General features: G+C 50.8%; 23 protein-coding genes. 19 read left to right on the top strand and 4 right to left on the bottom strand.

The window, feature by feature from the left end; genetic code table 11:
- Positions 1-4 precede the first annotated feature (4 nt).
- Genes FHS19_RS15430 through FHS19_RS15455 form a run of 6 tightly spaced genes read left to right on the top strand, consistent with a single transcriptional unit; the run spans position 5 to position 5,114 of the window.
- Positions 5-1,003 (top strand): ABC transporter permease, encoded by a 999-nt coding sequence (locus tag FHS19_RS15430; protein ID WP_183582646.1) that lies wholly within the window; start codon positions 5-7, stop codon positions 1,001-1,003.
- Positions 1,000-2,157 (top strand): ABC transporter permease, encoded by a 1,158-nt coding sequence (locus FHS19_RS15435; RefSeq protein WP_183582647.1) that lies wholly within the window; start codon positions 1,000-1,002, stop codon positions 2,155-2,157. Before FHS19_RS15430 ends, FHS19_RS15435 begins: the two co-directional genes overlap by 4 nt.
- A 48-nt stretch (positions 2,158-2,205) precedes the next feature.
- The gene (locus tag FHS19_RS15440) at positions 2,206-3,240 is read left to right on the top strand and encodes an ABC transporter ATP-binding protein (RefSeq protein ID WP_183582648.1); all 1,035 of its coding nucleotides are present in this window, start codon (positions 2,206-2,208) and stop codon (positions 3,238-3,240) included.
- Complete coding sequence (locus FHS19_RS15445; protein WP_183582649.1) at positions 3,237-4,268, top strand: ABC transporter ATP-binding protein; 1,032 nt, start codon at positions 3,237-3,239, stop codon at positions 4,266-4,268. Before FHS19_RS15440 ends, FHS19_RS15445 begins: the two co-directional genes overlap by 4 nt.
- Positions 4,262-4,657 carry a hypothetical protein gene (locus FHS19_RS15450; protein WP_183582650.1) on the top strand — a complete coding sequence of 132 codons (396 nt, stop codon included), beginning with the start codon at positions 4,262-4,264 and terminating at the stop codon, positions 4,655-4,657. Before FHS19_RS15445 ends, FHS19_RS15450 begins: the two co-directional genes overlap by 7 nt.
- Positions 4,641-5,114: a hypothetical protein gene (locus FHS19_RS15455; RefSeq protein WP_183582651.1), complete on the top strand. Its 474-nt coding sequence runs from the start codon at positions 4,641-4,643 to the stop codon at positions 5,112-5,114. The genes FHS19_RS15450 and FHS19_RS15455 overlap by 17 nt, the downstream gene beginning before the upstream one ends.
- 151 nt (positions 5,115-5,265) lie before the next feature.
- Here FHS19_RS15455 and FHS19_RS15460 read toward each other — a convergent pair whose 3' ends face one another.
- The gene (locus FHS19_RS15460; protein WP_183582652.1) at positions 5,266-6,198 is read right to left on the bottom strand and encodes an NHL repeat-containing protein; all 933 of its coding nucleotides are present in this window, start codon (positions 6,196-6,198) and stop codon (positions 5,266-5,268) included.
- Between the two features lie 432 nt (positions 6,199-6,630).
- Here FHS19_RS15460 and FHS19_RS15465 point away from each other — a divergent pair, with 432 nt between their 5' ends.
- Entirely contained in the window at positions 6,631-7,695 is a 1,065-nt protein-coding gene (locus FHS19_RS15465) for a Gfo/Idh/MocA family protein (RefSeq protein ID WP_183582653.1), read from the top strand.
- 22 nt (positions 7,696-7,717) lie between these two features.
- On the opposite strand, the gene FHS19_RS15470 is transcribed toward FHS19_RS15465, so the two are convergent.
- Positions 7,718-8,593 (bottom strand): AraC family transcriptional regulator, encoded by an 876-nt coding sequence (locus FHS19_RS15470; RefSeq protein WP_183582654.1) that lies wholly within the window; start codon positions 8,591-8,593, stop codon positions 7,718-7,720.
- 150 nt (positions 8,594-8,743) lie between these two features.
- On the opposite strand from FHS19_RS15470, the gene FHS19_RS15475 reads away from it, so the two are divergent.
- Complete coding sequence (locus FHS19_RS15475; RefSeq protein WP_183582655.1) at positions 8,744-9,580, top strand: phytanoyl-CoA dioxygenase family protein; 837 nt, start codon at positions 8,744-8,746, stop codon at positions 9,578-9,580.
- 248 nt (positions 9,581-9,828) lie between these two features.
- Here FHS19_RS15475 and FHS19_RS15480 read toward each other — a convergent pair whose 3' ends face one another.
- Both FHS19_RS15480 and FHS19_RS15485 read right to left on the bottom strand, forming a co-directional pair.
- Positions 9,829-10,746, bottom strand: a complete 918-nt coding sequence (locus FHS19_RS15480) for an AraC family transcriptional regulator (RefSeq protein ID WP_183582656.1) — start codon at positions 10,744-10,746, stop codon at positions 9,829-9,831.
- 116 nt (positions 10,747-10,862) lie between these two features.
- Positions 10,863-11,645, bottom strand: coding sequence for a phytanoyl-CoA dioxygenase family protein (locus tag FHS19_RS15485; protein WP_183582657.1), 783 nt, complete (start codon positions 11,643-11,645; stop codon positions 10,863-10,865).
- 425 nt (positions 11,646-12,070) lie between these two features.
- On the opposite strand from FHS19_RS15485, the gene FHS19_RS15490 reads away from it, so the two are divergent.
- From FHS19_RS15490 to FHS19_RS15540, 11 genes are all read left to right on the top strand, one after another.
- Positions 12,071-13,102 (top strand): BMP family protein, encoded by a 1,032-nt coding sequence (locus FHS19_RS15490; RefSeq protein WP_183582989.1) that lies wholly within the window; start codon positions 12,071-12,073, stop codon positions 13,100-13,102.
- A gap of 72 nt (positions 13,103-13,174) precedes the next feature.
- Positions 13,175-14,671, top strand: a complete 1,497-nt coding sequence (locus FHS19_RS15495) for an ABC transporter ATP-binding protein (protein WP_183582658.1) — start codon at positions 13,175-13,177, stop codon at positions 14,669-14,671.
- Entirely contained in the window at positions 14,668-15,735 is a 1,068-nt protein-coding gene (locus FHS19_RS15500) for an ABC transporter permease (protein ID WP_183582659.1), read from the top strand. The genes FHS19_RS15495 and FHS19_RS15500 overlap by 4 nt, the downstream gene beginning before the upstream one ends.
- Positions 15,719-16,642, top strand: coding sequence for an ABC transporter permease (locus tag FHS19_RS15505; RefSeq protein ID WP_183582660.1), 924 nt, complete (start codon positions 15,719-15,721; stop codon positions 16,640-16,642). Before FHS19_RS15500 ends, FHS19_RS15505 begins: the two co-directional genes overlap by 17 nt.
- Positions 16,643-16,723: 81 nt before the next feature.
- Entirely contained in the window at positions 16,724-17,398 is a 675-nt protein-coding gene (locus FHS19_RS15510) for a sulfite oxidase-like oxidoreductase (RefSeq protein ID WP_183582661.1), read from the top strand.
- Between the two features lies 1 nt (position 17,399).
- A complete protein-coding gene (locus tag FHS19_RS15515) occupies positions 17,400-18,134 on the top strand; it encodes a nucleoside phosphorylase (protein WP_183582662.1) in 735 nt (244 codons plus the stop codon).
- 353 nt (positions 18,135-18,487) lie between these two features.
- A complete protein-coding gene (locus FHS19_RS15520) occupies positions 18,488-18,712 on the top strand; it encodes a hypothetical protein (RefSeq protein ID WP_183582663.1) in 225 nt (74 codons plus the stop codon).
- Positions 18,713-18,885: 173 nt separating this feature from the next.
- The gene (locus FHS19_RS15525) at positions 18,886-19,743 is read left to right on the top strand and encodes an ABC transporter permease (RefSeq protein ID WP_376771910.1); all 858 of its coding nucleotides are present in this window, start codon (positions 18,886-18,888) and stop codon (positions 19,741-19,743) included.
- A gap of 2 nt (positions 19,744-19,745) precedes the next feature.
- Positions 19,746-20,618, top strand: coding sequence for a carbohydrate ABC transporter permease (locus FHS19_RS15530; protein WP_183582664.1), 873 nt, complete (start codon positions 19,746-19,748; stop codon positions 20,616-20,618).
- Between the two features lie 61 nt (positions 20,619-20,679).
- Positions 20,680-22,200 (top strand): extracellular solute-binding protein, encoded by a 1,521-nt coding sequence (locus FHS19_RS15535; protein WP_183582665.1) that lies wholly within the window; start codon positions 20,680-20,682, stop codon positions 22,198-22,200.
- A 153-nt stretch (positions 22,201-22,353) separates the two neighbouring features.
- Positions 22,354-24,612 (top strand): helix-turn-helix domain-containing protein, encoded by a 2,259-nt coding sequence (locus FHS19_RS15540; RefSeq protein WP_183582666.1) that lies wholly within the window; start codon positions 22,354-22,356, stop codon positions 24,610-24,612.
- Positions 24,613-24,807: the final 195 nt, after the last annotated feature.

Genomic DNA, 24,807 nt, shown 5'->3' on the forward strand with positions numbered 1-24,807 from the left:
TCGCATGCTGAATTATATTTCTTATCGCGTCCTGCAATTGATCCCGCTATTGTTCGCCATCAGCATCATCGTGTTCGTTATTATTCAACTTCCGCCGGGCGACTTCCTATCCCAGTATATTGCGCAGCTGAAAAACTCGGGCACCGCCGTATCGGAAAGTACGATCGCTAGCCTGCAAATGCAGTATGGCCTGGATAAATCCATGTACATGCAATACTTCATCTGGATCAAGAACATTATTATCCACGGCGATTTCGGCCGTTCGTTCCAATACAACCAGCCGGTTGCCGACGTAATCGGACCGCGTCTGTCGCTGACGCTTATCATTTCCCTCATATCGCTTATTTTCGTTTGGGCGGTCGCGATTCCGATCGGCATTTATTCGGCGACTCACCAATATTCCATTATGGACTATGTCTTTACCTTTATCGGATTTATCGGACTTGCGATGCCGGGTTTCCTGATCGCACTCGTTCTCATTTACTTCATATTCGCTCAGACGGGTGTCGCGATAACGGGTCTTTTTTCGCCCGAATTCGTCGATGCGCCGTGGAGCATGGCGAAAGTGATGAACATGCTGCCCCGGATCATCCTGCCTGTCATCGTCATCGGTATGTCCGGCACCGCTTCCCTGATCCGAGTGACTCGCGGTATGCTGCTTGACGAGCTGTCGAAGCAGTACGTCATTACCGCCCGAGCCAAAGGGGTTGCGGAGAACAGGCTGCTCTTCAAATATCCGGTCCGGATGGCGATCAATCCGCTCATCAGTACGATTGGATGGACGCTGCCGGCGCTCATTTCCGGTGAAGCCATCGTGGCGATCGTCCTTAATTTGCAAACGACCGGACCGATGCTGCTGAAAGCGCTGATGTTCCAGGATATGTACTTGTGCGGCAGCTTCCTGCTCATTCTTAGCGTCCTGACGGTCCTTGGCACGCTGCTTTCGGACATTTTGCTTGCCTGGGTCGATCCGAGAATACGCTTCGGGGGTGCCACCGAATGAGTCTCATCACTACGATCTCGAATGCGCTCCGCGGGGGAAAACCAAACCGGCTCAGAAAGAGCCAGGATAATAGTTATGAGGTTGCCTCGCAATGGCGTCTGATGTGGTGGAAATTCAAAAAGCACAAGGTAGCGCTGGCATCGGCGATCATTCTACTGTTCTTTTATATTGTCGCTGCCTTCTGCGAATTTCTCAGTCCCAATTTGCCGGAAGCGCGGTTTACGGAGTATAAAAATTCGCCGCCGCAAAAAATTCATTTCATCGACCCGCAAACCGGCTTCCAGTTCCGTCCCTTCGTTTACGGGATGTCGGCGAAGGTCGATGAGAAGACGTTTCGCCGGACATTCGCCCCCGACCCGGAGAAGAAGTATGAGATTCAATTCTTCGTTAAGGGAGAGTCGTACAAGATGTGGGGTCTCATTCCGATGAACGTGCATTTGTTCGGCCTGAAAAATCCGAAGGATCCGCTTATTTTGATGGGCACGGATAAGCTGGGGCACGATTTGTTCTCACGGATTATATACGGGGGACGCATCTCGCTCTCGTTCGGACTTGTGGGCATTGTGCTGACGCTCGTCCTGGGTTTGGTGCTCGGCGGCATATCCGGTTATTTGGGCGGGGTCGCGGATACGATCATCCAGCGGATCATCGACTTGCTCATCTGTATCCCGACGATCCCGCTCTGGATGGCACTGACCGCCGCTTTGCCCAAAGGCTGGTCGGCGGAACAAACGTATTTCGGCCTCATTATCATTTTCTCGATTATCGGCTGGACCGGCCTCGCCCGTGTTGTCCGCGGTAAAATCCTGACGCTGCGCGAGGAGGATTTCACGATGGCGGCACGTTTGGCGGGCGCCAGCGGCTTCCGCATTATCCGCAAGCACCTGCTGCCTTCGTTTGCCAGCTATATTATAGTCAACGTCACGCTGTCCATACCGGGCACGATTCTTGGAGAGACCGCGCTCAGCTTCATTGGAGTCGGTCTGCAGGCGCCGGTCGTCAGCTGGGGCGTGCTGCTTCAGGACGCGCAGAATCTGGAGACGCTGGCGTACTATCCGTGGCTGCTTTGGCCTACCGCCTTCATTATTTTAACGGTGCTTATGTTCAATTTCCTCGGCGACGGACTGCGGGATGCCGCGGACCCTTATAAGTAATTGGAGGAGATCATGCAACACAACCAGCCAAACGCAAGGAGGGGGAATATGTCAGAAGAGGACGAAATCATATTGGCGATGAAAGATGTGAAGGTGCACTTTCACCTGGATGAGGGTGTGCTGAAGGCTGTGGATGGCATCGACCTGTGGATCAAACGAGGGAAAACGCTCGGCATCGTCGGAGAAAGCGGCTGCGGCAAGAGCGTCACATCGCAAGCGCTGCTCCGTATTGTACCAAAACCGGGCGAAGTGATGGGCGAAATCAAGCTGTACCGCAAAGGGAAGGATGGCGATGAAGGCATTGATCTCATTAAGCTGGATCCGCGCGGCAAGGAAATCCGCGACATTCGCGGTGGAGAAATCGCCATGATTTTTCAGGAGCCGATGAAGGCGTTCTCCCCGGTTCACACGATAGGAAATCAAATTATAGAGGCCATCCTGCTTCACGCAACGGACGACAAAGAAGAGGCATACCGTCTTGGAGTAGACATTCTGAAGAAGGTCGGCATGTCCAATCCGGAGCAGCGGATGGATGAATACCCGCACCAGCTGTCCGGAGGCATGAGGCAAAGGGCGATGATCGCGATGGCGCTGTCCTGCAATCCGTCGATTCTTATCGCTGACGAGCCGACGACTGCACTCGACGTCACGGTTCAGGCCCAGGTACTTCAACTCATTAACGATTTGAAGGCAAAGAACGATACGTCCGTCATTTTCATCACGCACGACTTAGGCGTCATTGCCGAGATGTCCGATGATGTTGCCGTGATGTATTTGGGCAAGGTCGTTGAATATACAGATGTCGATACGCTGTTCCATGGCCCGAAGCATCCATACACCCAAGCGCTGTTGAACTCGATTCCTGCGATCGGCCGGGAGATGAAACGGCTAGAGTCAATTGAAGGCACGGTCCCGTTCCCGATGAACTTGCCGAAGGGCTGCGGATTCTACTCCCGCTGCAAGCATGCGATGGAAGGCGCTTGTAATAGTGCCGACATACCGCTGATCGAAGTGGCGAAAGGCCATTTCGTACGCTGTCTGCTGGTGGAATCGGAACAGGGCACAACGGAGGTGAAAGTATGAACGCGGTGCAAGAGGAGAGCATTCTGGACGTTCAATCGATCAAAAAGTATTTCCCGATCAAGAAAGGTTTCCTGCAAAAGACGATCGGTTACGTCAAAGCGGTGGACGACGTGAAGTTTCACATCCGTCCCGGAGAAACATTCGGTCTCGTGGGCGAATCGGGCTGCGGCAAAACTACGCTCGGTCGCTGCATACTACGGGCAATCGAACCGTCCTCCGGTTCGGTGCTGTTCCGTGACCGGCAAGGAAATCTCCGGGATGTCCTGAAGATGGATACAAAAGATTTGCGTGCGATTCGCCGCGATATGCAGCTCATTTTCCAGGACCCGTATTCGTCGCTGAATCCGCGCATGACGGTGTTGAGCATTATTGCCGAACCGCTCGTGTGCCACGGGCTGCTGAGCGGCGATCAACTGAAGGACCGCGTCAAGGAGCTGATGGAGCTGGTTGGACTGAACAGCCGGCACTTAGAGCGTTACCCGCATGCCTTCAGCGGCGGGCAGCGGCAGCGGATCGGCATCGCCAGGGCACTGGCCACGGAGCCCAAGTTTATCGTCTGTGATGAGGCCGTTTCCGCGCTGGACGTCTCGGTTCAGGCCCAAATCATCAATTTGCTGCAGGATTTGCAGGAACGGTTGGATTTGAGCTATTTATTCATTTCCCATGATCTTGGCGTCATTCAGCATATTTCGAATCGCGTAGGCGTCATGTACGTCGGCCAAATGGTCGAGACGGCTTCATCGAAGGATTTGTTTGCGTCGCCCAAGCATCCGTATACCGAGGCTCTGCTGTCCGCGAAGCCGATTCCGGATCCGCGCAGAAAATCCAACCGGATCATTCTATCCGGGGACGTGGCTAATCCTGCAAATCCGCCTACTGGCTGCTACTTTCATCCGCGTTGCCCTTATGCTGCGGATGTGTGTAGAAAAGATGCGCCTGTGATGAAACAGGTGGGAGACGGACATTATGCGGCGTGCCATTTCGCCGGAGAGCTGAAGCTGAGGGGGGCGGGATCCCTCTCATGTTGAACATTGCTCTGCAGCTGTTGCTGTTTCTGATCGCGCTCGGGATCATTCTGCTGGCTTCCATAGCATACACCAGGTGGCTGCTCGACCGGATGATCGGCTCCAAGAATCGCGAACTGGAAGCGATCACTTCGACAGGAACCATACCGGCTGCGTGGTCCGATAAATTTGACCGCCGTCTGATCCGGATGAAGGAGACGGGCAAGGAAGCGCGACTGGAGCGAGTGCGCCGGAAGGCCGGAAGGACTTATGTGCGGCGGCTCTCCCGTCTAAGCGAATATGTACGACGTACCCGCTTTGTTGAAAGCGAAGAGGTGCGGAAGCATGTATTGCGAACGCTGCAAAGATTAGACCGGGAGTGGAGGGCGTCATCGGATGAATCCGTTCTATGAAGAGAAGGAGAAGAGGACTGCAGCCGGGCTGGTCTCCTTCGGATTTACCACCGTCCTCTCACTTTTAGGCCTTTATAACTGGATGGAGCTGCGAACGCTCATCGTAACCATGCTCGCCGTCCTCAAGGTCGATCCTTACGCCTGGCAGGGAATAGACAATATGACCTTTCTCATGGCGGGGATCGGCTGGCTCGCCTATGTCTTTTACAGCCAGTTCTACTTGAGGAAGCAGGCTCTGGCCAAACGGGTACTGCCGGCGGCCGCATTGCTGCTGGCATGCCATCTGTGGCTGCTGGTACTGTGCAGAGGAATTCCGGCGTTGTTCGGCGTCATCGGTCAGTCCCACGCGTTGGCCATGACTCTCGAAGGGGCAATGGCATTTCTGCTGACCCTGTATGTATTATCCTCCCGACGAAATCATCGAGTTGCCGGATTGAATCGTGACCAAAGAGGGTAATCGGACGATGACATCATCATCCTTGACGCCAGCGGGAATCAATCAACGGCATAGAAGCCAGTTCATGAACGATGCAAACCTTCCGTTTTGCCATCAGCTGCTGCGTTCATAAACGAGAACTACATGCCAGCCAATAGTGCTCGAAGCTATGCTATTTTTGTCGAACCAGCTTCGTAATGCGACCGTCAGAAATCCACTCCGCCACGTATACGTTGCCCTGCGAATCGACGCATACGCCGTGCGGCGAGCTGAATTTGTCAGGACGAAAATACGATTTCGGCAGGTTGGGCCAGCCCTGCTGTTTATAAGCCTGCTGATCTTCGCCAAGATGGGTGATTAGGCGGTCCTGGCGATCAAGCACCGTCACGCGGCTGTTGAGGTCCGGCAAATAGACTTCGTCGCCCCAGAAATAAAAGCTGCATGGCAAATCCAGATGATGCTCCACGAAACGTTTATGCCGACCATCCAAGGTGAACACTTGAATCCGGTGATTCCGGCGGTCCGCCACGTACAATTCGGGCTCGGCTCCGCGCAGGTTAACGGAGATGCCATGCGGCTCGATGAGCTTGCCCGGTTGGGAACCGCGGCCGCCCCAGCTGCGGATGTAAGCTCCCTGTGCGTCGTATTGGTGGATATAGTATTGGCCGTAGCCGTCGGATACGTAAATATCACCGTTCGGTCCGACGCAGACGTCCGTCGGAACATAGCGCCGCTCCGCATCATACAGATCCGGACGGTGCGGCGGTTCGATCCGCAGAAGCACTTCGCCGTCAAGCGTTGTCTTTACGACCAGGGCGCGCTTCGTATCCGCGAAATAGAGATACTCCTTGCCATTGGGGTCGCGGTGCAAATAGAAGCCGTGTGCACCGCCTTCGAATTCGTCTCCCCAGGACGTAAGATAACGGCTTTCGCGGTCAAACACAATGACGGACTTTTTCCCGGTATGATGGATATACACCCGATCTTCCGCATCGACACATATCCCGTGTGTATACCCGTATTCCATGCCGGCGGGCAGCTTGCCCCATGCTTGCTCCACTTCATAAGCGTGCGTGGCGTTTCCGATCCGTAGACGTTCTGCCATGAGCTTGTTCCTCCTCAAGATCGATGTAATTTGAGCTATATCGAATGAACTAATGAAATGATAAAGGCTGATTGGACCGTTACCACAGGAAGTTTAATGCCAAACTTTAGTTCAAATCTATATAACCGGATCCATTGTAGTCCAACCATTCCGCAAATCCTGTCGAAATCAGACTGGAAGATCGAATTAACATTTCTGAAGCGGATAGAAGGAGCGGTTTCATGGCGGCATGCTGGAACGTATTCCTTTCAGTTGGGGCAGGCACGCCAGGTGGCAGCCAACGTACGATTCTCGCAGGAACGCTATGAGATACATGTCGTTTTTTTTATTGTTGTCCAGATCGACCATGAATGTGGTCTGCAGGTTGTTTATGATGGAAGTTGGAGAGTCTTAACAATCACCGCGATCATCGGTGCAAAATGGAGGAGAACGATGGATAGGACGATAGGCTTAGGGGTTCTGGGGTTTGCGCATGGACACGTCAACGCTTACATCGAAGAATGGAAAAATCCTGTTCATGGCATCAAAGTGGCGGCCGGGTGGGATCACGATCTCAAAAGGCTGGATGCCGGAAGTAAATCTTTTATGCTCGACTCTTGTTCGAGCGCGGAAGAGTTGCTGAGTCGGAGCGATGTTCAGGCGGTCGTCATCGCCGCGGAAACGTCGATGCATGCCGAACTGGTCGAGCTGGCAGCGGCCTGCGGTAAAACGATCGTGCTGCAAAAGCCCATGGCGCTCTCGATGTCCGAAGCGAACCGCATTGTAGAAGCCGTACACAAGCATTCGGTACCGTTCACGATGGCTTGGCAAATGCGGGTGGACCCGCAAAATCTTCAAATGAAGCAATGGCTTGAAAGCGGGGAGCTTGGCAGAGTGTTTATGGTAAGGCGCAGACACGGACTTCCGATGGGACTGAATGCGGAATTCGCCCACTCCTGGCACGTAAACCCGGTGTTTAATCGGGATATTTGGGCGGACGACGCTTCTCATCCGGTGGATTTTCTTCAGTTTTTGCTTGGGGTACCGGAGACGGTTACGGCTGAAATCGCGTCGCTCTATAATCCGCAGATTCCGAATGACAACGGAATCGTCATCTTTCGTTATCCGAACGGTCCAATCGCCGAAGTGAACTGCTCTTTCACTTGTACAGCGGCAGAGAATACGGTAGAGATCATCTGCGAACGAGGCACGATCGTGCAAAATTACGGGGATGTTCCGAGCTGCAACGTTCCGCGTCTGGAAGGTATGGCGGGGCTGAAACGGTTCGATACACAAACCGGTGCCTGGACGGCCAGCGAGATCGGTAGCCCGTCCAATCACGGGCAGCGCATACGCGGGCTCGCGAAGCCCCTGGCCGAATTTTTGCGGGGCGAACGCGGTCCGATTGCAACGGCGGAGGAAAGCAGAGCTTCCCTTCGCATGGTGTTGGCGAGCTATGTTTCCAATCAGGAAGGCCGCCGTGTCAGACTGGATGATCCGGGAATCGATGACGTATAGACGGATAGGAGGAACAAGGGCGCTATCCATCACCGCCGGTCCGGCCGTGCATTCGGAATTCCGTCGGCGTGAGTCCCGTCTCCTGCTTGAATTGATGACTGAAATAGTGAAGGCTCTTAAAACCGAGTCTTTCTGCGATCCATTCCAGCTTCTCGCCCTGCAGAAGCGCGAGCTTCGCCCGTTTGATCCTTTCCCTGATAATAAAATGCTTCGGCGTCACCCCCATTTCATGTTTGAACAGCTTGGAGAAATGGACCGGATGGTAGCCGCACATGCTAGCAAGTGCGGCAACCGACCAGTTTGTGCCGGGCTCATCCTGCATCGCCTGAATGGCGTGTTCGATCTTGTTCCTCGATCCCTGTACGGGGTAGTTACCGAGCAGTTGTCGACAGATCAGGGCAATCGCCTGCATCATAAGCGAACGCAGTTTCAGCGTATATCCCGGGAGCTCGGACTCGTATTCATTAACCATCTTAGACAGGATCGGTTCAAGTCCGGCAACGGATAACAGGGTAGGAACCGTGACTTCTCCGTAAGACGGTATATGAAAAATGGACAGACGCGGGGTGCTGAGCGAGCCCGGTTCGCCATATTTGATTTGGAGTCCGGGATGGACGGGCAAAGGAGAAGGGTGGTGCCAATGGAAATGGACGCTGAAATAGTCGGTTGTTCGAAAGGCCGTCAGCTTTGTTTGGCATTCCGGGCCGTAACAAACGCATTCTCCCGGCCGAATGGCTACTTTTTGTCCTCCAATCTCGAGCTCCGCGCAGCCGGACACCACATAGAAAAGCTGATTGTCGGGGATCGTCCGATACCCCCAGTCCGTATCCGCCTCCGCCGTTGCCCGGGCAGAAAAATTGACCGTTGGTGTAATCATGTCTAATGTCCCGGTATACATGATTAATCTCCTCCATCTGAAGCTGAATCTTGGAAATACCCAAAAAGATAATGGATTTCGGGAAATACAATGATGAGCATTCCATTTATTATACATCTATAAAAAGCGTTTACATCCATTATTATAAAACGAGAGGGAGCGTGAGGTAAGATGCTGAATGCAAACCAGTTGGCCGAATTCGAGAAAAACGGTTTTGTAAAAGGCGGCATTGTCTTAAACGACGAGGAAGTGGAGCGTCTGCGCGAAGAGCTTGATCTAGTCATGGAAGGGAAATCGGTGAATAAACCGGTCCTGAACCGAAACATGCTCGCGGAAAACAGTGATTCCCTTTACGAGGGGATGAAAATGACGGTCAGTGAGAAAGTGGTGCAAATCGTCAACATTTGGATGGCCAGCGACGCTTTCTTCCAACACGCCGCGCATCCGGTCATTTGCGAGGAGATCGCCCAGCTGTGCGGCACCGATACGCTGCGGATATGGCATGATCAAATCCAATACAAACCGCCCGTCTCCGGCGGCCCGACGCACTGGCACCAGGACCACCCGCTATGGCCGATCATTCAGCCCGCGGATTTGGTTAGCGCTTGGGTCGCGCTTGACGATGCGGTCATCGAGAACGGCTGCATGTGGATGGTGCCCGGCAGCCATAAGTGGGGGAACCATCAACAATATTTGGGGAACACACCCGATTTCATGCCTTATCATCGTCAGCCGGAGCTGCTGCCAGAGGATGCAAAAGTGGAAGCAGTACCTTTTGAAATCAAGAAGGGGCAGGTTGGCTACCACCATAGTCTTACTTGGCACGGAAGCCCCCACAACCGTTCGGAGCGCAAACGGCGGGCGATCGCCGTTCACTACATGCCGGGCCATACCCGTTACGAGCCGGACGGCAGCCATCCGATGCTGTCATATGTCACGGTTAACAAAGGGGACATTCTGATGGGCGATCATTTCCCGGTTGTCTATTCATCGGCCGCCAACGGGTGATGAAGGCTTGGTGAAAGAGGTTGAAGGGGCACTCGATAATGGGTGCCCCTTTTTCTTGCACGATCCGATCGGAACGGTTAAAGAGGGTAATGAAATTATGCTGATTGATATTCTGGTGTAGAACGAGGTGTAGAACGACAAGACCATACACGCTTAAGAGCCGCGTAGCCGCGGCTTTTTTGTTATAACGATATATGTATATGCAGATAAAAACTTCCCGAAGCCATACGGCCAATCGATGGCATATTTTATGATGATGGAGAGTCTGAAGCATGAGTAGGTGTTGCGTCGGCTTTGCGGTATTGGCTGGGTGAAACCCCAACCGTACTCTTAAACATTTTATTAAAGAAGCTTAGATCCACGTAGCCGACATCCTGGGCAATGTCCATAATTTTGCGATCGGACTGCTCCAGCAGCTGCATCGCCACTCGAATGCGTATTTCATTGCGGAATTCAGTGAACGTCTTGCCAATATATTGCTTGAATTTGGTTGAGAATCCGGTCTGACTCATCCGGCACATCTCGCTAACTTGAGCAAGCGTTAACGGCTGTCCGTAATGCTTGCGAATAAATTCGCTGATGTGCAGGATGACCTTCTCGTCGGACGATAACTCCTGCAGTGGGGAATGCTTCCGGTCGTGATGGCAGCGGCTTAAAAAAATAAAGAGTTCAATCAGGCGCGTCTTCGTCAAAATACGATATCCAAGCTTCTTCTCTTTGAAATCTAGAATCATACGATGGAGCAGTGACTCCATTTCGATCTGTTCATAGGGCTTTAACCGGAGATGCCCTTGGAACCGTACTGTTCTTCGAAGAAAGGGTTCTAAGTAGAAGAAGTCTACGAAGGAGGCTACATCGGCGAGCGGTTCCAATTCGCGCCGTAACAACTCGGGTTGAAAGAGCACGTTATATACGACCGGAAGATGCTCATTGCCTGCTCGATAAGCATGCTCCTCTTCCGGCTCGATCATGAAAACGTCGCCTTCCGCAATATGGTAGTACTCTCCCTTATAGTAATGCTCTCCTTGTCCTTGGGCAACGTAAGCAAGCTCGATAAAGTCATGCGAATGGGAGGGAACGATCTCTCCCGGACTGAATCGGTAGGGAGCGGCATGAAACAGGAAATCACGGCTTTCTAGGAACATTCCGCTGACCATTCGTGCCATATGATCATCTCCAATACTTGACATTGGACTATTCATAACTAAATTATAACGCTTTGCAGGCAAACGGGTAAGACAGAAAAAGCGGGCTGGATCGAATGACCCGCCCGCCTTCGTTCTTATGGCTGCTTGGCGACCAGAGGAAATAGACCGCCTCCGAACGGTTGCCCTTCTACAAGACCTGCGTGTTCTGTCACTAGGTGGTGTTTTCCGCTGTAAACGGTTCCGTCCGGCATGTAAATGATTGCCAATACACGCCTTGGTTCGTTGCTTTGATTCGCATGCGCGAAGTGGAAGGTGAGACCATGGTGGAACGTGCAGCTGCCTCGTTTCAACGGGATCTTCACTGGCTTCGTCTTCTCCAGCTCTGTACCCTTGATCTGATCATATAGATCCTGGGGGTCCGCTAAGTTAATCCCCCGCAGCGTGCCTACCTTATGGGAGCCGGGAACAAACATCATGCAGCCGTTGTGCTCGTCGACATCATGCATTGGAATCCAGACAGACAAGGCGCCGGGTGCGGTCATCGGCCAATAGGGAAAATCCTGATGCCAGGCCGTCGGCTTGGAATCCTGCGGCATTTTCCACAAGCCGTGGTCATGGAAGATACGAATGCCGCTTGCCCCGCTTAGTTCCATTGCCATCTTAGCCAGCTTCGGGTGGAACGTGTAACGGCTCATGCCGCCATGATCGCGCCAAAGGTTTACCTTCTGGTTCAATACCTTGTAGTAGCTTCCGCCTTTGACAGAGGTGGCAACTGCAAGGTTGCTTTCCTGAGTCATGGCTTCCTCCAAAAACCCGGATAATTCATTCATTTCTTCTTCTGTGAGGGCGTTCTCGATTTCAATAAAACCATTCTCCTGATAAAAATCAATTTTGTTTTGCGGTAACAGTACATCCATCACGATAGCTCCTTCCAACGTATTGGGTGGCGATCTTTGATAACACATTACCAAAGGGATGTATTCAAATTCTTGGTGTTTTTTACAGGGTATTAGGGTTATTTGCCAAATTGATTTGGTAGGAACTGATGAAAAAGGGGAAGTCCATACCGCAACGATAGAGCGCATTACTGACTCGTATTTAAGTACATATGCCCTAAAAATGATGTTGGAAAAAGGAAACCGAATTTACTTAAAAGGCGAACGATACTACATAATTTTTATATTAATATACATAAAAAGTAACATTCAGTCGTTAATATATCCAATATATGTTAAAAACAAGGGAAATTCTCTAAAATTCTTTTGACATTAGACCTATTATCCCATACGATAAAACGAAAGAGATTGAGATAATGGATAACTGGGGAGGATTAAAGCGGGAAATGAAGAAGATATGGGCAGTGGTTGTAGCAGTGATGTTGTTCGCTGGCTTGCTTGCAGGCTGCGGCGGGGATAAAACCGATGGCGGTGCAGCTAAAGACACCGGCGATTCCAAGGATAAAAAGCGCATTGCGCTTATTACACCAGAAAAGATCGGCGTGAATCCGTTTTTTGTTTTAATGGATGAAGGTTTGAAAAAGGCAGGAACGGATTTTGACGTAGAAGTAAAGACGATCGAATCAACCGATCCGGCTTCGATCGAATCCAATCTTCGTATGGCCGTTGCCGAAAAGTACGATCTGATTATTACGTCAACGTTTCAGATGGAGGATGCTCTAAAGAAGGTCGCAGCTGAAAACCCAGACGTGCCGTTCGCCATTATCGACACTACCGTGGACCTGCCTAACGTTCGCAGCGTGGTGTTCCGTGAGCACGAAGCGGCCTATCTGCTCGGCGCGGCAGCCGGTTTGGCCACGAAGACGGGCAAAATCGGAAACGTCGTTGCGGACGATATTCCGATCATGCACAAATATATTACGGGATTTGAGGAAGGTGCGAAATCGGTCCGCCCGGATGTAGAGATCTTCGTCAATTACGTAGGAAGCTTTAATGATCCTGCAAAGGCGAAGGAGATTGCACTGTTGCAAAACTCGAAAGGCGCTGATTTTGTAGCAGGCATGTCTGCCGTAGGTGATCTGGGTGTTTTTGAAGCAGCCAAGGAGAAGGGCTTTTTCACATCCGGACAAGACACGGACAATACTGGTGTTGATCCGGCACACGTGGTGCTTGCCCAGTTAAAAGGGACTGACGCGGTCACTTATGAAACGGTAAAGGATTTCACCGAAGGGAATTTCACCTTTGACGTTCGAGATTACGGCTTGAAGGAAAAAGGCGTGGGTCTTACTTACGTTACACACGAGAGCAAAACACCGCTCAATGATTTCATCGGACAAGAAATCGTCGATAAGGTTAAAACGATCGCAGATGATATTATTGCAGGGAAGATCAAGGTTACGAACGCTCTGGAACAATAATTCTTTTTAATGCCCGGGGCCGGCTGCTATTGCAGTCGGCCTTTCAATTCATTGAAGAAAGGCAGGACCTTCATGCAACTCCAAATGGACAATATTACGAAGAAGTACGGTGAGTTCAGCGCAAACCGTGGGATCAGTCTCTCGCTTAAGGCTGGGGAAGTGCATGCGATCGTCGGTGAGAACGGGGCAGGGAAAACGACCCTCATGCGGATATTGTACGGTATGGAGCAACCGACATCGGGGGCTATACGGCTGAACGGAAGGGAAGTCTCCTTTACTAGCCCGCTGGACGCGATTCGTCACGGCATTGGTATGGTGCATCAGCACTTCATGCTGTTTCCTTCCTTTACGGTCGCCGAGAATATTGTTATTGGCAACGAACCTGGGAAATCAGGAAGATTCGATCGGAAGCATGCGATCCAAATCGTTGAGGAACTGTGCGGTCAGTACGGCATGAAAGTGGATCCGAGGGCAGTGGCCGGAAGCAGCCCTCCCGGCGTTCAACAGCGGGTGGAAATATTAAAGGTGCTGTATCAAGGGGCAGAGATCATTATTTTGGACGAGCCGACCGGCGTCCTTACGCCGCTTGAGGTTCAGGAGCTTCTCCAGGCCATCAAACATCTATCCAAACAAGGAAAGAGCTTTATCTTAATCAGCCATAAGCTGAATGAGGTTTTGGAGGTGGCGGACCGCATTACAGTACTGAGGGACGGCATGGTAACGGGCACGGTGAAAAAGGGTGAGACAGACGCTCGTCAGCTTTCCCTCCTAATGGTCGGACGCGATCTGGAAGAGTTGAAAAAGAAGCCTTCCATTCCCGGTGAAAAGGTTCTTGAGGTATCCGGCGTTACCCTGAGAGGCACGAAGGGCAAGCCGATCCTGGAGAACATCTACTTGGATGTACGTGCGGGTGAGGTGGTCGGGATAGCGGGCATCTCAGGCAACGGTCAATCTGAATTGCTTCAGGTGGTCTCAGGCCTCATCCGATCTGATAAGGGCAACATACGGATATCAGGCACCGATGTCACAGGAATGTCCCCGAAAGCCATCCGAGAACGCGGCCTGACGCACATTCCGGAAGACCGTTATGTATGGGGGGCAAACCGGGAAGCTACGGTGCTGGATACCGGTATCATGGCACACCACCGAAGGCTGCAGCAAGGCGGATTGCTGAAGCAAAAAGAACTAAAGGCTCTCGTCTCGCAGTGGGTCAGTAAATTTTCAATTAAAACCGGATCGCTTGAAACTCGAACGCAGTATTTATCCGGCGGAAATTTGCAAAAGCTCATTGTGGCAAGGGAGCTCGAGCAGGGTGCTCCGTTTCTCATTGCTGCCGAACCAACCCGGGGTGTAGACATCGGTGCCATGGAGACGATCCACGGCGAGCTATTGAAAAGGCGGGATGGAGGCACCGGCATCCTATTAGTATCATCGGAGCTCACGGAAATTTTGAAGCTGTCCGACCGAATTCTGGTCATGTATGAAGGGCAGATTGCCGGAGAGCTTTCTGCGGCGGAAGCAACGGAAGAACAGCTGGGATTGCTGATGGCAGGAGGAAGTATACAATGAACAAATTAACAAAATATGCTTCGCCGTTGCTCCAACCTCTTATAGCTGTTCTGGTTGGCCTATTGGCTGGAGCTATCGCGATTATGATATCCGGTGGAGATGTACTTGAAACCTACACCGAGGCATGGAAGGGCGCATTCGGAGGATTTTATTTCACGACGAATACCTTAACACGAGCAACGCCGATTATTTTAGTAGGGCTCGGTGCGGCCTTTGCCTTTCGAGCAGGCTTTTTTAACTTGGGGGCGCCCGGACAGATGATCTTCGGAGCATTGGTGGCGGCTTTGGTTGGCTTATACATGCCGGGTCCCGGTTGGCTGGTGTGCATTGCAGCTCTTATAGCCGGAGTGGCGGCAGGGGGATTATGGTCTGTAATGGCAGGGTATTTTGATGCCAGATTCGCTGTGAATTTGCTGATCTCAACACTGCTGCTGAACTACATCGCGGATCTGTTTGCCGGTTATCTTGTGGCTTATCCACTGAAGGATACTTCAGGCTCCGCTGCGATGGCGCAGTCAGCGATGTTGGATAAATCCGTATGGCTGCCCAAGATATTTTCCGGAATGCCTCTTCATCTTGGATTTGTTTTTGCTGTCGTTGGTTCGCTTATTATTTATGTTCTTCTTAAACGTTCCGTGGCCGGCTATGAAATTCGAATGCTCGGTGGAAATCCGTTGTTTGCTTTATACGGAGGCATTAACAGAGGTTCTATGATGATCATTTCGATGTTCATAAGCGGCGGACTGGCCGGTCTCGGCGGTGCGGTGGAAATATTGGGATCACAATACCGCTACATCGACGGTGCCCTCACCAGTGCAGATTACGCATGGACAGGCATAATGGCCGCACTCCTTGCCAGTTCGAATCCGATCGGTACGATGATTGCCGCCGTATTCTTGGCTGCGCTGCAGACGGGCGGGATGGGCGTAGAGCGGAATACCGAGGTCCCTCTCGAGGTAGGGGCTATTATCCAGTCGGTGCTTATTCTGTTTATTTCCGCACGATTTACTTACAGCTTCTGGAAGCGCAGAAAGGGGATTAAGTCACATGGAACAGCTGTTTGATCTTGCTCTACTGAATACGACCCTCCGTGTTCTTACTCCGATTTTACTCGCTGCGCTGGGCGGTGCACTCTGCTCGCGGGCAGGCCTTTTTAACGTCGGTTTGGAAGGGTTTATGCTGCTGGGGGCATTCAGCGCCATTGCCGGCAACTATTATTTTCACAATATTTTTCTGGCAATCCTATTCGCGATTCTGGTTGTTTCGGTATTCTCGTTGATATTTGCCTATTTGTCGATTAATCTTAGGGCAAATGTGATCGTGGTAGGTATTGCTATGAATGCTCTGGCGGCAGGGCTGACAACGTTCAGTCTGCGGACACTGTTTGATGTGAAGGGTGCTTTTTATGATAAGGAAATGGTCGGTCTGCCGAAGTGGAATATTCCTATGGTTGAGGATATTCCGGTTCTGGGTCCGATCATCTCGGGACATACCCCGATTGTATATCTGGCTTTTGTTATCGCAGGTGCGATGTGGTATTACTTTTACCGTACCAAGAACGGGTTCCGTTTTCTCGCCGCCGGTGAGAATCCGCTTGCCGCAAGCAGCATCGGCATCCGGGTTCGCCGCTATCAATACGGCGCCGTGCTGGCAAACGGCGTGCTATGCGCTCTTGCAGGCGCCCAGCTCTCCTTGGGTCAACTAACCATGTTTACGGAGGGCATGACCGCCGGGCGCGGATTTATCGCCCTGGTTGCAACCATGCTCGGGCAGTCGGGACCACTTGGCGTTACAGCATCAAGTCTGCTGTTCGGTTTTATGGAGGCTGTCAGCATCCGGTTCCAAGGTTTAGCACTGCCGACGCACTTTACCCAGATGCTGCCTTATGTCGTTACGATTGCCGCAATGTTTTTCTTCAAGGACAAAAGCTTCGTGAAAGATGCCCAAAAACAGAGCTCGAGCTCCAGATAAACAGAGGGAGGATCATACGTCCTCCCGTTATTTTCCAAAATACGCTAGCAGGGATAGATCAAAAAAGAGGAGTGAAACCCTATGCACAACAAAGCGGAACGCCTCAAGAAAATGAAACCTGTACCTGTTGGTAATCTGTCCGAGGAGCAGCTTGCAAAGCTGCCGCCGGGGCAGTCGCTGACGGACAAGTTTCCGATTCTTCATGAGGGAGATGTACCTCATTATAATATGGAGGAGTGGACACTGCAGATCACCGGCGAGGTGGAAGAGCCTCGCACATTCACCTATAAAGAACTGCTCGCCATTCCAACAGTTGCGGTAAACTGCGACATACACTGCGTCACGAGATGGTCCAAGTTTGATACAACTTGGGAAGGTATCTTGTTCCGGGATTTTTTAAAGCTGCTTAAGGTAAAGCCAGAAGCAAAATACGTTATGTTCCATGCCGACCCGGATTATGATACGAATGTGCCCATCGAGGATTTACTCCGGGATGATGTGCTGCTGGCTTACCGCTTTAACGGCGAGCCTCTTACAGAGAAGCATGGTTGGCCGCTCAGAACGGTTGTGCCGCACCGTTATTTTTGGAAGAGCGCCAAGTGGCTGCGGAAAATTGAATTTATGAAGGAAGACCGGCCGGGCTTTTGGGAACGAAACGGGTTCCACAATGAAGCTGACCCGTTTAAGGAGGAACGTTTCAGCGGAGAGGCTCTGCCGATTCCAGAAGATGAATGGACCCATAAGGAGTATGATTGATATGCTGATGCCTATCCTGCAAGTACACACGGAGGATATACCACCGTTTGCCATCGTCTGTGGAGATCCCGGACGTGCCGAACTGATCTCAAGAAAACTACAGGATGTTCGAGAGCTGGCATTCAGCAGGGAGTACAGGACCTTTGTCGGTACTTATGAGGGCGTAAAGCTTGCTGTCACAAGTCATGGTGTCGGGTGCCCGGGGGCGGCTGTTTGTTTCGAAGAGCTTATACGAGCTGGCGTTGAGACGCTTATCCGTGTAGGCACCGCCGGCTCTTACCGGTCGGATACGCCCGCAGGCAGCTTGGTAGTGAGTACGGCGGCCATACGTACCGACGGCCTCACTCGGCAGCTGGTGCCCGATGGTTTTCCGGCTGTAGCGGACAGTGCTATTACCGAAGCTTTGTACCTCTCTGCACTTGAAGCCGGTGAAGGTGTGGTGCGCAAAGGAATGACGGTTACGCTGGACGTATTCTTTAATGGCGTGGAGGAATTCCCGCATCCGAAATACAAGGCGGCCGGCGCTTTGGGCGTAGAGATGGAAATTGCCGCGCTGTACGTCGTTGCCGCACTGCGGGGTGTCCGCGCAGGCGCGATCGTAGCCATGGACGGCTTTGCCGACGCGGATCTAGCCGCAGAATACGACCCCAATACGAACGTGGTTGCCGATGCGATTGAACGGGAAATCAATGCTGCATTAAATGCAGTAGCAAAGCTAGGTAAACAAGCATTTTAAACTCACCGGTTATTCTTGGGCAAGTCAGCTCAGGGATAACCGTTTTTTTACAATCCGGATTGTCGTTCCTGTCACTGATATGTATCGTTATTGCTTGATCGCAACAGTTCATCAGGGAAATATGTGGACGAGTGAAGGCGAGAAAATAGTTTTTCCAAGGTTGGAAGAATTTTGTTTGAACTTTTTTCAAGAATGGCTCAAGATGCAGAAGACTATATGATTGTCCGAACAATACTATAAAAGAACGAAAAAGAGTAAGAAGTATGAAGAGCTTAAATGATGTAAGACGACAAGAACATACACACTTAATAGCCGCTGAGCAGCGGCTATTTTTGTTTTAACGATATATGTTCTTGTTCAAACCCGACGACAAGAACATATATCGTTTGCCGTATATGCAGCAACAGGCGGTCAGCCGGGTTATGCCGGAGCCAGGCAATATTCGTCACGTTGAAAGGGGTGAGAAACCAGAAGATGATAAGCATGATCAGAAAATGATTGCAACTGCACTCCATAAACCGTTTCTATATGGGGTTCTTCAACAAAAAAGCAACGAAATGATTATCGACGGAAATTGAAATCGGCCATTACAATGGGGGGTGTCGAAGCTACTGAAAGGGTGAGATGAGAGATGAACCGTACTATGGCGCGGAACGAGGAGGTTCCACAAACACCGTTGTCGAAACCGATCGAACGAGGATATGTGAAGCAGCTCATATTAGATATAAGGAGGGAGAAACTTCTCTACCTCATGCTGCTTCCGGGCATTTTGTTTTTTGTATTGTTCAAATATTTGCCGATGCTCGGTACTGTAATCGCTTTCCAGGATTATCAGCCGTTTGCCGGCATTATGAAAAGCCCCTGGGTCGGGCTTAAGCACTTTCATCGTTTTTTCACGGATCCGGTATTTTGGATGCTATTCAAAAACACGCTGTTGCTAGCGGTGTACAATCTGATCTTCTTCTTCCCGCTTCCGATCATCTTGGCCTTGATGTTGAATGAGGTGCGGAAGCAGATATTCAAACGGTTCGTCCAAACGATTATTTATATTCCACACTTTATTTCATGGGTCGTCGTAGCAGGGTTGACTTACACGATGCTGACCACGGAAGGAGGCATTGTCAACGAGGCAATCGCGTCGCTCGGAGCGTCTAAGGTCAATTTTCTGCTCAGCAATGACTGGTTCCGCACGCTAATCACATCGCAGGTGGTTTGGAAGGAGACAGGCTGGGGTACGATCATTTTCCTTGCCGCGCTTGCGGGCGTTGATCAGCAATTGTACGAAGCTGCCCGTATCGACGGAGCGGGCCGCTGGCACCAGTTATGGCACGTCACGTTTCCTGCGATCCGAACGACGATCGTTCTCTTGCTCATTTTACGGCTTGGAAGTTTTCTGGATACGGGCTTCGAGCAGATTTTCCTGATGCTGAATTCAGGCAACCGCGATGTGGGGGAAGTGTTCGATACGTACGTCTATACGTCCGGGCTGTTGAATGCGCAGTTCAGTTATAGTACCGCAGTGGGGCTGTTTAAGTCCGTGGTCAGTCTCATTCTCGTCATCTCTGCGAACGCGCTGGCGAAAAAATTCGGCGAGGAAGGGGTGTATTAGCAATGCGGGAGCGCTCATTAGGAAGTAAAGTGTTTGATGCAGCCAACCATTTCGTGCTGCTGCTTGTCGGGATCGTGACAGTCCTGCCGTTTCTCTACGTAATATCCGGGTCCCTGGTCAGCTCTGAAGAACTGCTCGTTAAAAAAGTAGTGCTCATTCCGACGCATATTTCATGGGATGCGTATCGTTACATATTTTCCTCCAAAATAATCTATCAAAGCTTGCTGAACACCGTCTTTATTACCGTTGTCGGAACCTTCATCAATTTGCTCCTGACGACACTAATGGCGTATCCTCTTGCCAAAAAGAAGCTGCGCGGGCGTAATAAAATTATGCTGATGATTGTGATCACGATGCTGTTCAACGGTGGTATGATTCCGACCTACCTAGTGGTCAAAAGCCTGGGAATGCTAGATACGTATTGGTCGCTCTGGCTTCCTATCGCGATTAGTGCGTTCAACCTGGTTTTGCTTCGGAACTTTTTCCAGCAGTTGCCCGAAGAGTTGGAAGAATCGGCAAAAATCGACGGCTGCAACGATCTGCGGATTTTGTACAGAATCGTCGTGCCTTTGTCTCTGCCGGCGATGGCCACTTTCGCGCTGTTTTATGCCGTAGGTCATTGGAACTCCTATTTTAGTGCGGTGATCTACATCAACAATTCGAACATCTGGCCGATTCAAGTTTGGCTGCGGCAAATCGTGATGCTGTCCACAGGCGGATTTACGGACGCGAATGCCTTATCAGAAGTCGTTGTGCCGCCGGAGAGCATCAAATATGCGGTTATCGTAGTGGCGGCGGTGCCGGTTCTGCTGCTGTATCCTTTCCTGCAAAAACATTTTGCCAAAGGCGTATTGCTCGGATCAGTAAAAGGGTAGGTCAACTAAATACCAGCTTGCAGTCCTATTATCAACAAGTAATGGAGGATAATCGTTAAAGATGAGAAGTAAACAAGTTTATTTTAAAAAATGGTTGGTACCCGGAATCGCTACCGTCTCAGTCTTCTTTCTGTTATCCGCTTGCGTGGGCAAATCGCGGGACGTGGAATCTGGTCATACGGCGCAGACTTTCAAATTCAGCATCATGTCACCGTTTTATTCAGCGCAACCACCGGAGACAGATGACTCGAATGCCGCATTCAAGGCGCTGGAGGACAAGACGGGTATTAAGATGGACGTTACATTCATTCCCGGCACGACTTATAACGATAAGCTGAACGTGACGCTCGCATCGGGTAATTTACCGCAAGTGATGGTCGTTCTGGACAACAAAAACGCTGCAGTCATTAATGCGATTCGCTCCGGAGCGTTCTGGGAAATCGGACCATACCTCAAGGAATTCCCGAACCTTCAGAAGTACTGGAACGATCAGATCGGCGATAACATCTCCGTGGATGGCAAAATCTATGGCATTTACCGCGACCGTCCGTTCGCGCGCAAAGGCATCATTTTTCGTCAGGACTGGCTCGACAATTTAGGTTTGCAGCAGCCTAAAACGGTCGGTGACATATACAATATTGCGAAAGCCTTCACATTGAACGATCCGGATAAGAACGGCAAGAACGACACCTTCGGCATGTCCGTTTCCGACGACAACCTAATGTATGACACAACAGTCGTGCTCGAGACGGCACTGGGTGGCTTCAACCAATGGGGCATCCAAGACGGAAAAGTCACGCCTGATTTCATGACCCAAGAGTATATGGGGGCCCTTAAACTGCTCAAAAAGATGTACGACGAGAAGCTTATCAATCGGGATTTCGGTGCGATCAAGGGCTCCAAATTGGTTGACAATATCAACCAAGGCAAGGCGGGGATGTACATTTCAAGCATCGACGACGCGAACACCAGACATTCGGACTTGTTCAAGCTGAATCCGAACGCCAAGATCGACATCGTGCTTGGGCTGCAAGGGCCGAAAGGCGTCAAGCTGCCGGCGAACTCAGGTTATTCCGGGGTGTTTATGTTCCCGAAATCGAGCGTCAAAACGGAAGCGGACTTAAAGGGAATTTTAACTTATTTTGACAAAAGCCTTGACCCGGATGTAATGAAACTGTTTGCATTCGGTGTCGAAGGCGTCCATTATAAAGTGGAAAATGGAAATCCGGTGTTCACGAACGAGCAATTGTGGAAAGACCAGGTTGATGCTTTGAGCCAGCTGCGCATCGCACCCTCGGATTTGACTTGGCCGACGGAATCCGAATTGATGAAAAAAGTAAAAAAGCTGTATCAGGAACAAGTTCCGAACGCAGTTCCCAGCGTAATCGAGCCTTACATTTCACCAACCAAAGCGGAGCTTGGCACCGAATTGGATAAGATGATCGACGACGCGCGTGTTCAGTTCATTATGGGTGCTATCGATGAGACAGGCTTCGCCAAAGCAACGGATGAGTGGCGCAATAAAGGCGGCGATAAAATGATCGATGAGCTCACTCAAGAATATAACAAAGCACAGAAATAAAACGAAGTCTTTTATTTTACAGCGCCTTTCCGCCGGAATTTCTCCGGACGGGAGGCGCTGCAAGCGTTTGATATTTCAGTAGTTTGCCACAGTAAATGCAAATGGTGGTGCTTAAGACATTTCATCAGATCACGATCGGCGGAGGTTTAACCCATGAAATTGCATGCGTCGTCCTTTTTGTCAAAGCTAATCTGGTTCAGCTTACTGCTCGGAACGTTCCCGGTCATTGTATTGGGGGCTTTTTCCTATTTAACGGCATCCAGCACGTTGCAGACGAAGGTCTATGAAAGCAATCAACAATTGCTGCAGCAAAAAGAGTCGCAAATTGAGCAGCTGCTGCGGTTGATCGACTATTCGGCAATCCAATATATGAACCAGCCACGGGTCATAGCCGCATTGCGGGGAAGCTTGCAAGGCGACGCCACCGGCGTGGGTACGGTGCAAAAACTTCTCGATGCGATGAGCAAGCTTCAAAGCAGCGAGCTCGGTGCAATGAGCATGGAACTGGTCAGTCTGAGAGGTAAGTGGTCGGTTAGCGATACCGGATTGTCTGAACTCTCCACAAGCGACCTGAGTGAATATGACAAGTGGGTAACCGACCCCAGAACGTCATTCTGGTCAGGCACGCCATCCTCTATGAAGCTGGTCAAAAAAATTCCTGCCTATTCTGCCCACCCGACCGGACTGCTCGTGATGTCCATTCCACTCTATGAGATCAACAAGCTAATCGGCAGCGATACGAAGCTCAGTAATGTTTTGATTATGAATGAAGAGCAGTACGTGTTCGCCGGGAACGACGGTGCTGTTCTAGGAAAGCGGTTCGACGCTCTGCCGTTTGGAGACAAAAAGGAGATTGTACCCGCAGGACAAGGCTTTTATACTGATCGTACGGCCAAGGAGCGAGTGGGGGTTAGTTACCGCGCTTCATCATACAACGGGTGGGTGTACTTGTCGGTCGTATCGATCGACGAGTTGAACAAAGAGTCTCAAAATATTGGCTGGTTCACCTTGTTTTTATGCCTCGGCATATTGGCGGTCGCACTGCTCATTTCATATCTTGGATCAAGGAAAATGTACAGGCCGATCCAACGCTTGTACGAAGTTGTAAGGAATGAGACGGAATCCGCCGTTACGGCTGCGGCGAGCAATGAATTTGAATTTATGAACGAGCGTTTCCGCAGACTGCTGCTGCAGGAGCACCGGCTTCTGCAAGAAATGCAGGGACAATCCCATCAGATGAAAGAATACTTCGTGTTCAAGCTGTTTCAGAGCGATATGGCCAAAACGGAAATTCACGACAAGCTGGCCATGTTCGGCCACCCACTCGGCTGGAGCGATATGTGCGTCATGGCTATTCAAATCGATACACTGGCCGGCACACGGTTTCAGGAGCAGGACCGGGATCTGCTCATGTTCGCCCTGAACAACATCGTCTCCGAGCTTATTACCTCGGAATGTCGTCTACTCCCTGTGGTTATGGGGGATTCACAAGTGACTTTGCTGGGCAGCTCAGAGTCCGACGCACAGCAGTTTAAGGCTTATCTGGACACGATGGCAGAGCAAATCATGGGTACGATCAATCGCTACTTGGAGCTGAAAATCAGTATTGGCTTCAGCCGCGTCTTCGCCGATTTCAAATATATCCGTGATGCGTACAGGGAGGCGGTTACAGCGCTGAAATACCGAATGAAGCTGGGCGAAGAGTCCATTTTGTTTATTGAGGAAGTACAACCGGAACAGGGGGTTCCGCAGCATTATCCTGACACACTCGAGCAGCAGCTGCTCGACGCGCTTAAATTGGCGGATCGGGAACTGGCCGCACAGCTATTGCCGCAATTGATTGCTGCCATCGCTGCCGACGAGCGGACGCACGAAGCCTATTTTGTGTCTTTCGTTCGCCTGTTGCTGCAAATGCTGCAAGCTATCAAAGATGCCGGAGTTAATCCGAACCGGTTGTTTGCCGCGGAGCAAGAGCTGTTCATTCAACTGTTCCGTTTGAAAACGGCCAAGCAAGTTGAAATCTGGTTCCAGGATGCGGTCATGGAGCCACTCTTACAGCATTTAGAGCAGCGCCGGAATGAACAATATCATAGTATCTCCAGCGAGATCATCCGCATGATTGAAACCGGCTTCGACACCGACCTGACACTGGAGGTTTGTGCCCGGCGAATGAACTACAGTCCCAACTACTTGACCAAAGTGTTCCGCAAGGAAACGGGCGTTAACTTCAGTGATTACTTGTCGCAATACCGTATGAAAATGGCAAAAAAATGGCTAATCGAGACGGATATGAAAATAGCAGAAATTGCAGAGAAGCTGAAATACAATACGCCGGCGAACTTTATCCGGTATTTTCGTAAGCTGGAAGGCTGTACTCCGGGCCAGTACCGGGAAAATTATTTTAACAATTAATCATATCTGTCATTTATAAAAAGGTTGCAGCGAAAACAACCCAACGTCTCTGGCAAATGTCGGCGAAGTGTTGGATTGTTTTTTTTTATGAAACGGGGAGCGTTATGTACTCGATGAGAGTTTAGCGATGTCCGCTTCGAACCGCTGGATGAAGAAAATGATTATGAGATGCAAGAAAATGAATGTATGCGTACC

The sequence above is a fragment of the Paenibacillus rhizosphaerae genome (assembly GCF_014192015.1).
Taxonomy (GTDB): Bacteria; Bacillota; Bacilli; order Paenibacillales; family Paenibacillaceae; genus Paenibacillus_AQ; species Paenibacillus_AQ rhizosphaerae.

Excerpts from the sequence above, each read along its gene's own strand:
- FHS19_RS15430 (WP_183582646.1), top strand. The coding sequence starts at position 5 with ATGCTGAATTATATTTCTTATCGCGTCCTGCAATTGATCCCGCTATTG.
- FHS19_RS15460 (WP_183582652.1), bottom strand. The coding sequence starts at position 6,198 with ATGGCAGAACGTCTACGGATCGGAAACGCCACGCACGCTTATGAAGTG.
- FHS19_RS15505 (WP_183582660.1), top strand. The coding sequence starts at position 15,719 with ATGGAACAGCTGTTTGATCTTGCTCTACTGAATACGACCCTCCGTGTT.
- FHS19_RS15535 (WP_183582665.1), top strand. The coding sequence starts at position 20,680 with ATGAGAAGTAAACAAGTTTATTTTAAAAAATGGTTGGTACCCGGAATC.
- FHS19_RS15530 (WP_183582664.1), top strand. The coding sequence starts at position 19,746 with ATGCGGGAGCGCTCATTAGGAAGTAAAGTGTTTGATGCAGCCAACCAT.
- FHS19_RS15500 (WP_183582659.1), top strand. The coding sequence starts at position 14,668 with ATGAACAAATTAACAAAATATGCTTCGCCGTTGCTCCAACCTCTTATA.
- FHS19_RS15495 (WP_183582658.1), top strand. The coding sequence starts at position 13,175 with ATGCAACTCCAAATGGACAATATTACGAAGAAGTACGGTGAGTTCAGC.
- FHS19_RS15475 (WP_183582655.1), top strand. The coding sequence starts at position 8,744 with ATGCTGAATGCAAACCAGTTGGCCGAATTCGAGAAAAACGGTTTTGTA.
- FHS19_RS15435 (WP_183582647.1), top strand. The coding sequence starts at position 1,000 with ATGAGTCTCATCACTACGATCTCGAATGCGCTCCGCGGGGGAAAACCA.
- FHS19_RS15525 (WP_376771910.1), top strand. The coding sequence starts at position 18,886 with ATGCTGCTTCCGGGCATTTTGTTTTTTGTATTGTTCAAATATTTGCCG.
- FHS19_RS15465 (WP_183582653.1), top strand. The coding sequence starts at position 6,631 with ATGGATAGGACGATAGGCTTAGGGGTTCTGGGGTTTGCGCATGGACAC.
- FHS19_RS15515 (WP_183582662.1), top strand. The coding sequence starts at position 17,400 with ATGCTGATGCCTATCCTGCAAGTACACACGGAGGATATACCACCGTTT.
- FHS19_RS15440 (WP_183582648.1), top strand. The coding sequence starts at position 2,206 with ATGTCAGAAGAGGACGAAATCATATTGGCGATGAAAGATGTGAAGGTG.
- FHS19_RS15510 (WP_183582661.1), top strand. The coding sequence starts at position 16,724 with ATGCACAACAAAGCGGAACGCCTCAAGAAAATGAAACCTGTACCTGTT.
- FHS19_RS15485 (WP_183582657.1), bottom strand. The coding sequence starts at position 11,645 with ATGGATGTACTGTTACCGCAAAACAAAATTGATTTTTATCAGGAGAAT.
- FHS19_RS15470 (WP_183582654.1), bottom strand. The coding sequence starts at position 8,593 with ATGTATACCGGGACATTAGACATGATTACACCAACGGTCAATTTTTCT.
- FHS19_RS15540 (WP_183582666.1), top strand. The coding sequence starts at position 22,354 with ATGAAATTGCATGCGTCGTCCTTTTTGTCAAAGCTAATCTGGTTCAGC.
- FHS19_RS15480 (WP_183582656.1), bottom strand. The coding sequence starts at position 10,746 with ATGGCACGAATGGTCAGCGGAATGTTCCTAGAAAGCCGTGATTTCCTG.
- FHS19_RS15450 (WP_183582650.1), top strand. The coding sequence starts at position 4,262 with ATGTTGAACATTGCTCTGCAGCTGTTGCTGTTTCTGATCGCGCTCGGG.
- FHS19_RS15455 (WP_183582651.1), top strand. The coding sequence starts at position 4,641 with ATGAATCCGTTCTATGAAGAGAAGGAGAAGAGGACTGCAGCCGGGCTG.
- FHS19_RS15490 (WP_183582989.1), top strand. The coding sequence starts at position 12,071 with ATGAAGAAGATATGGGCAGTGGTTGTAGCAGTGATGTTGTTCGCTGGC.
- FHS19_RS15445 (WP_183582649.1), top strand. The coding sequence starts at position 3,237 with ATGAACGCGGTGCAAGAGGAGAGCATTCTGGACGTTCAATCGATCAAA.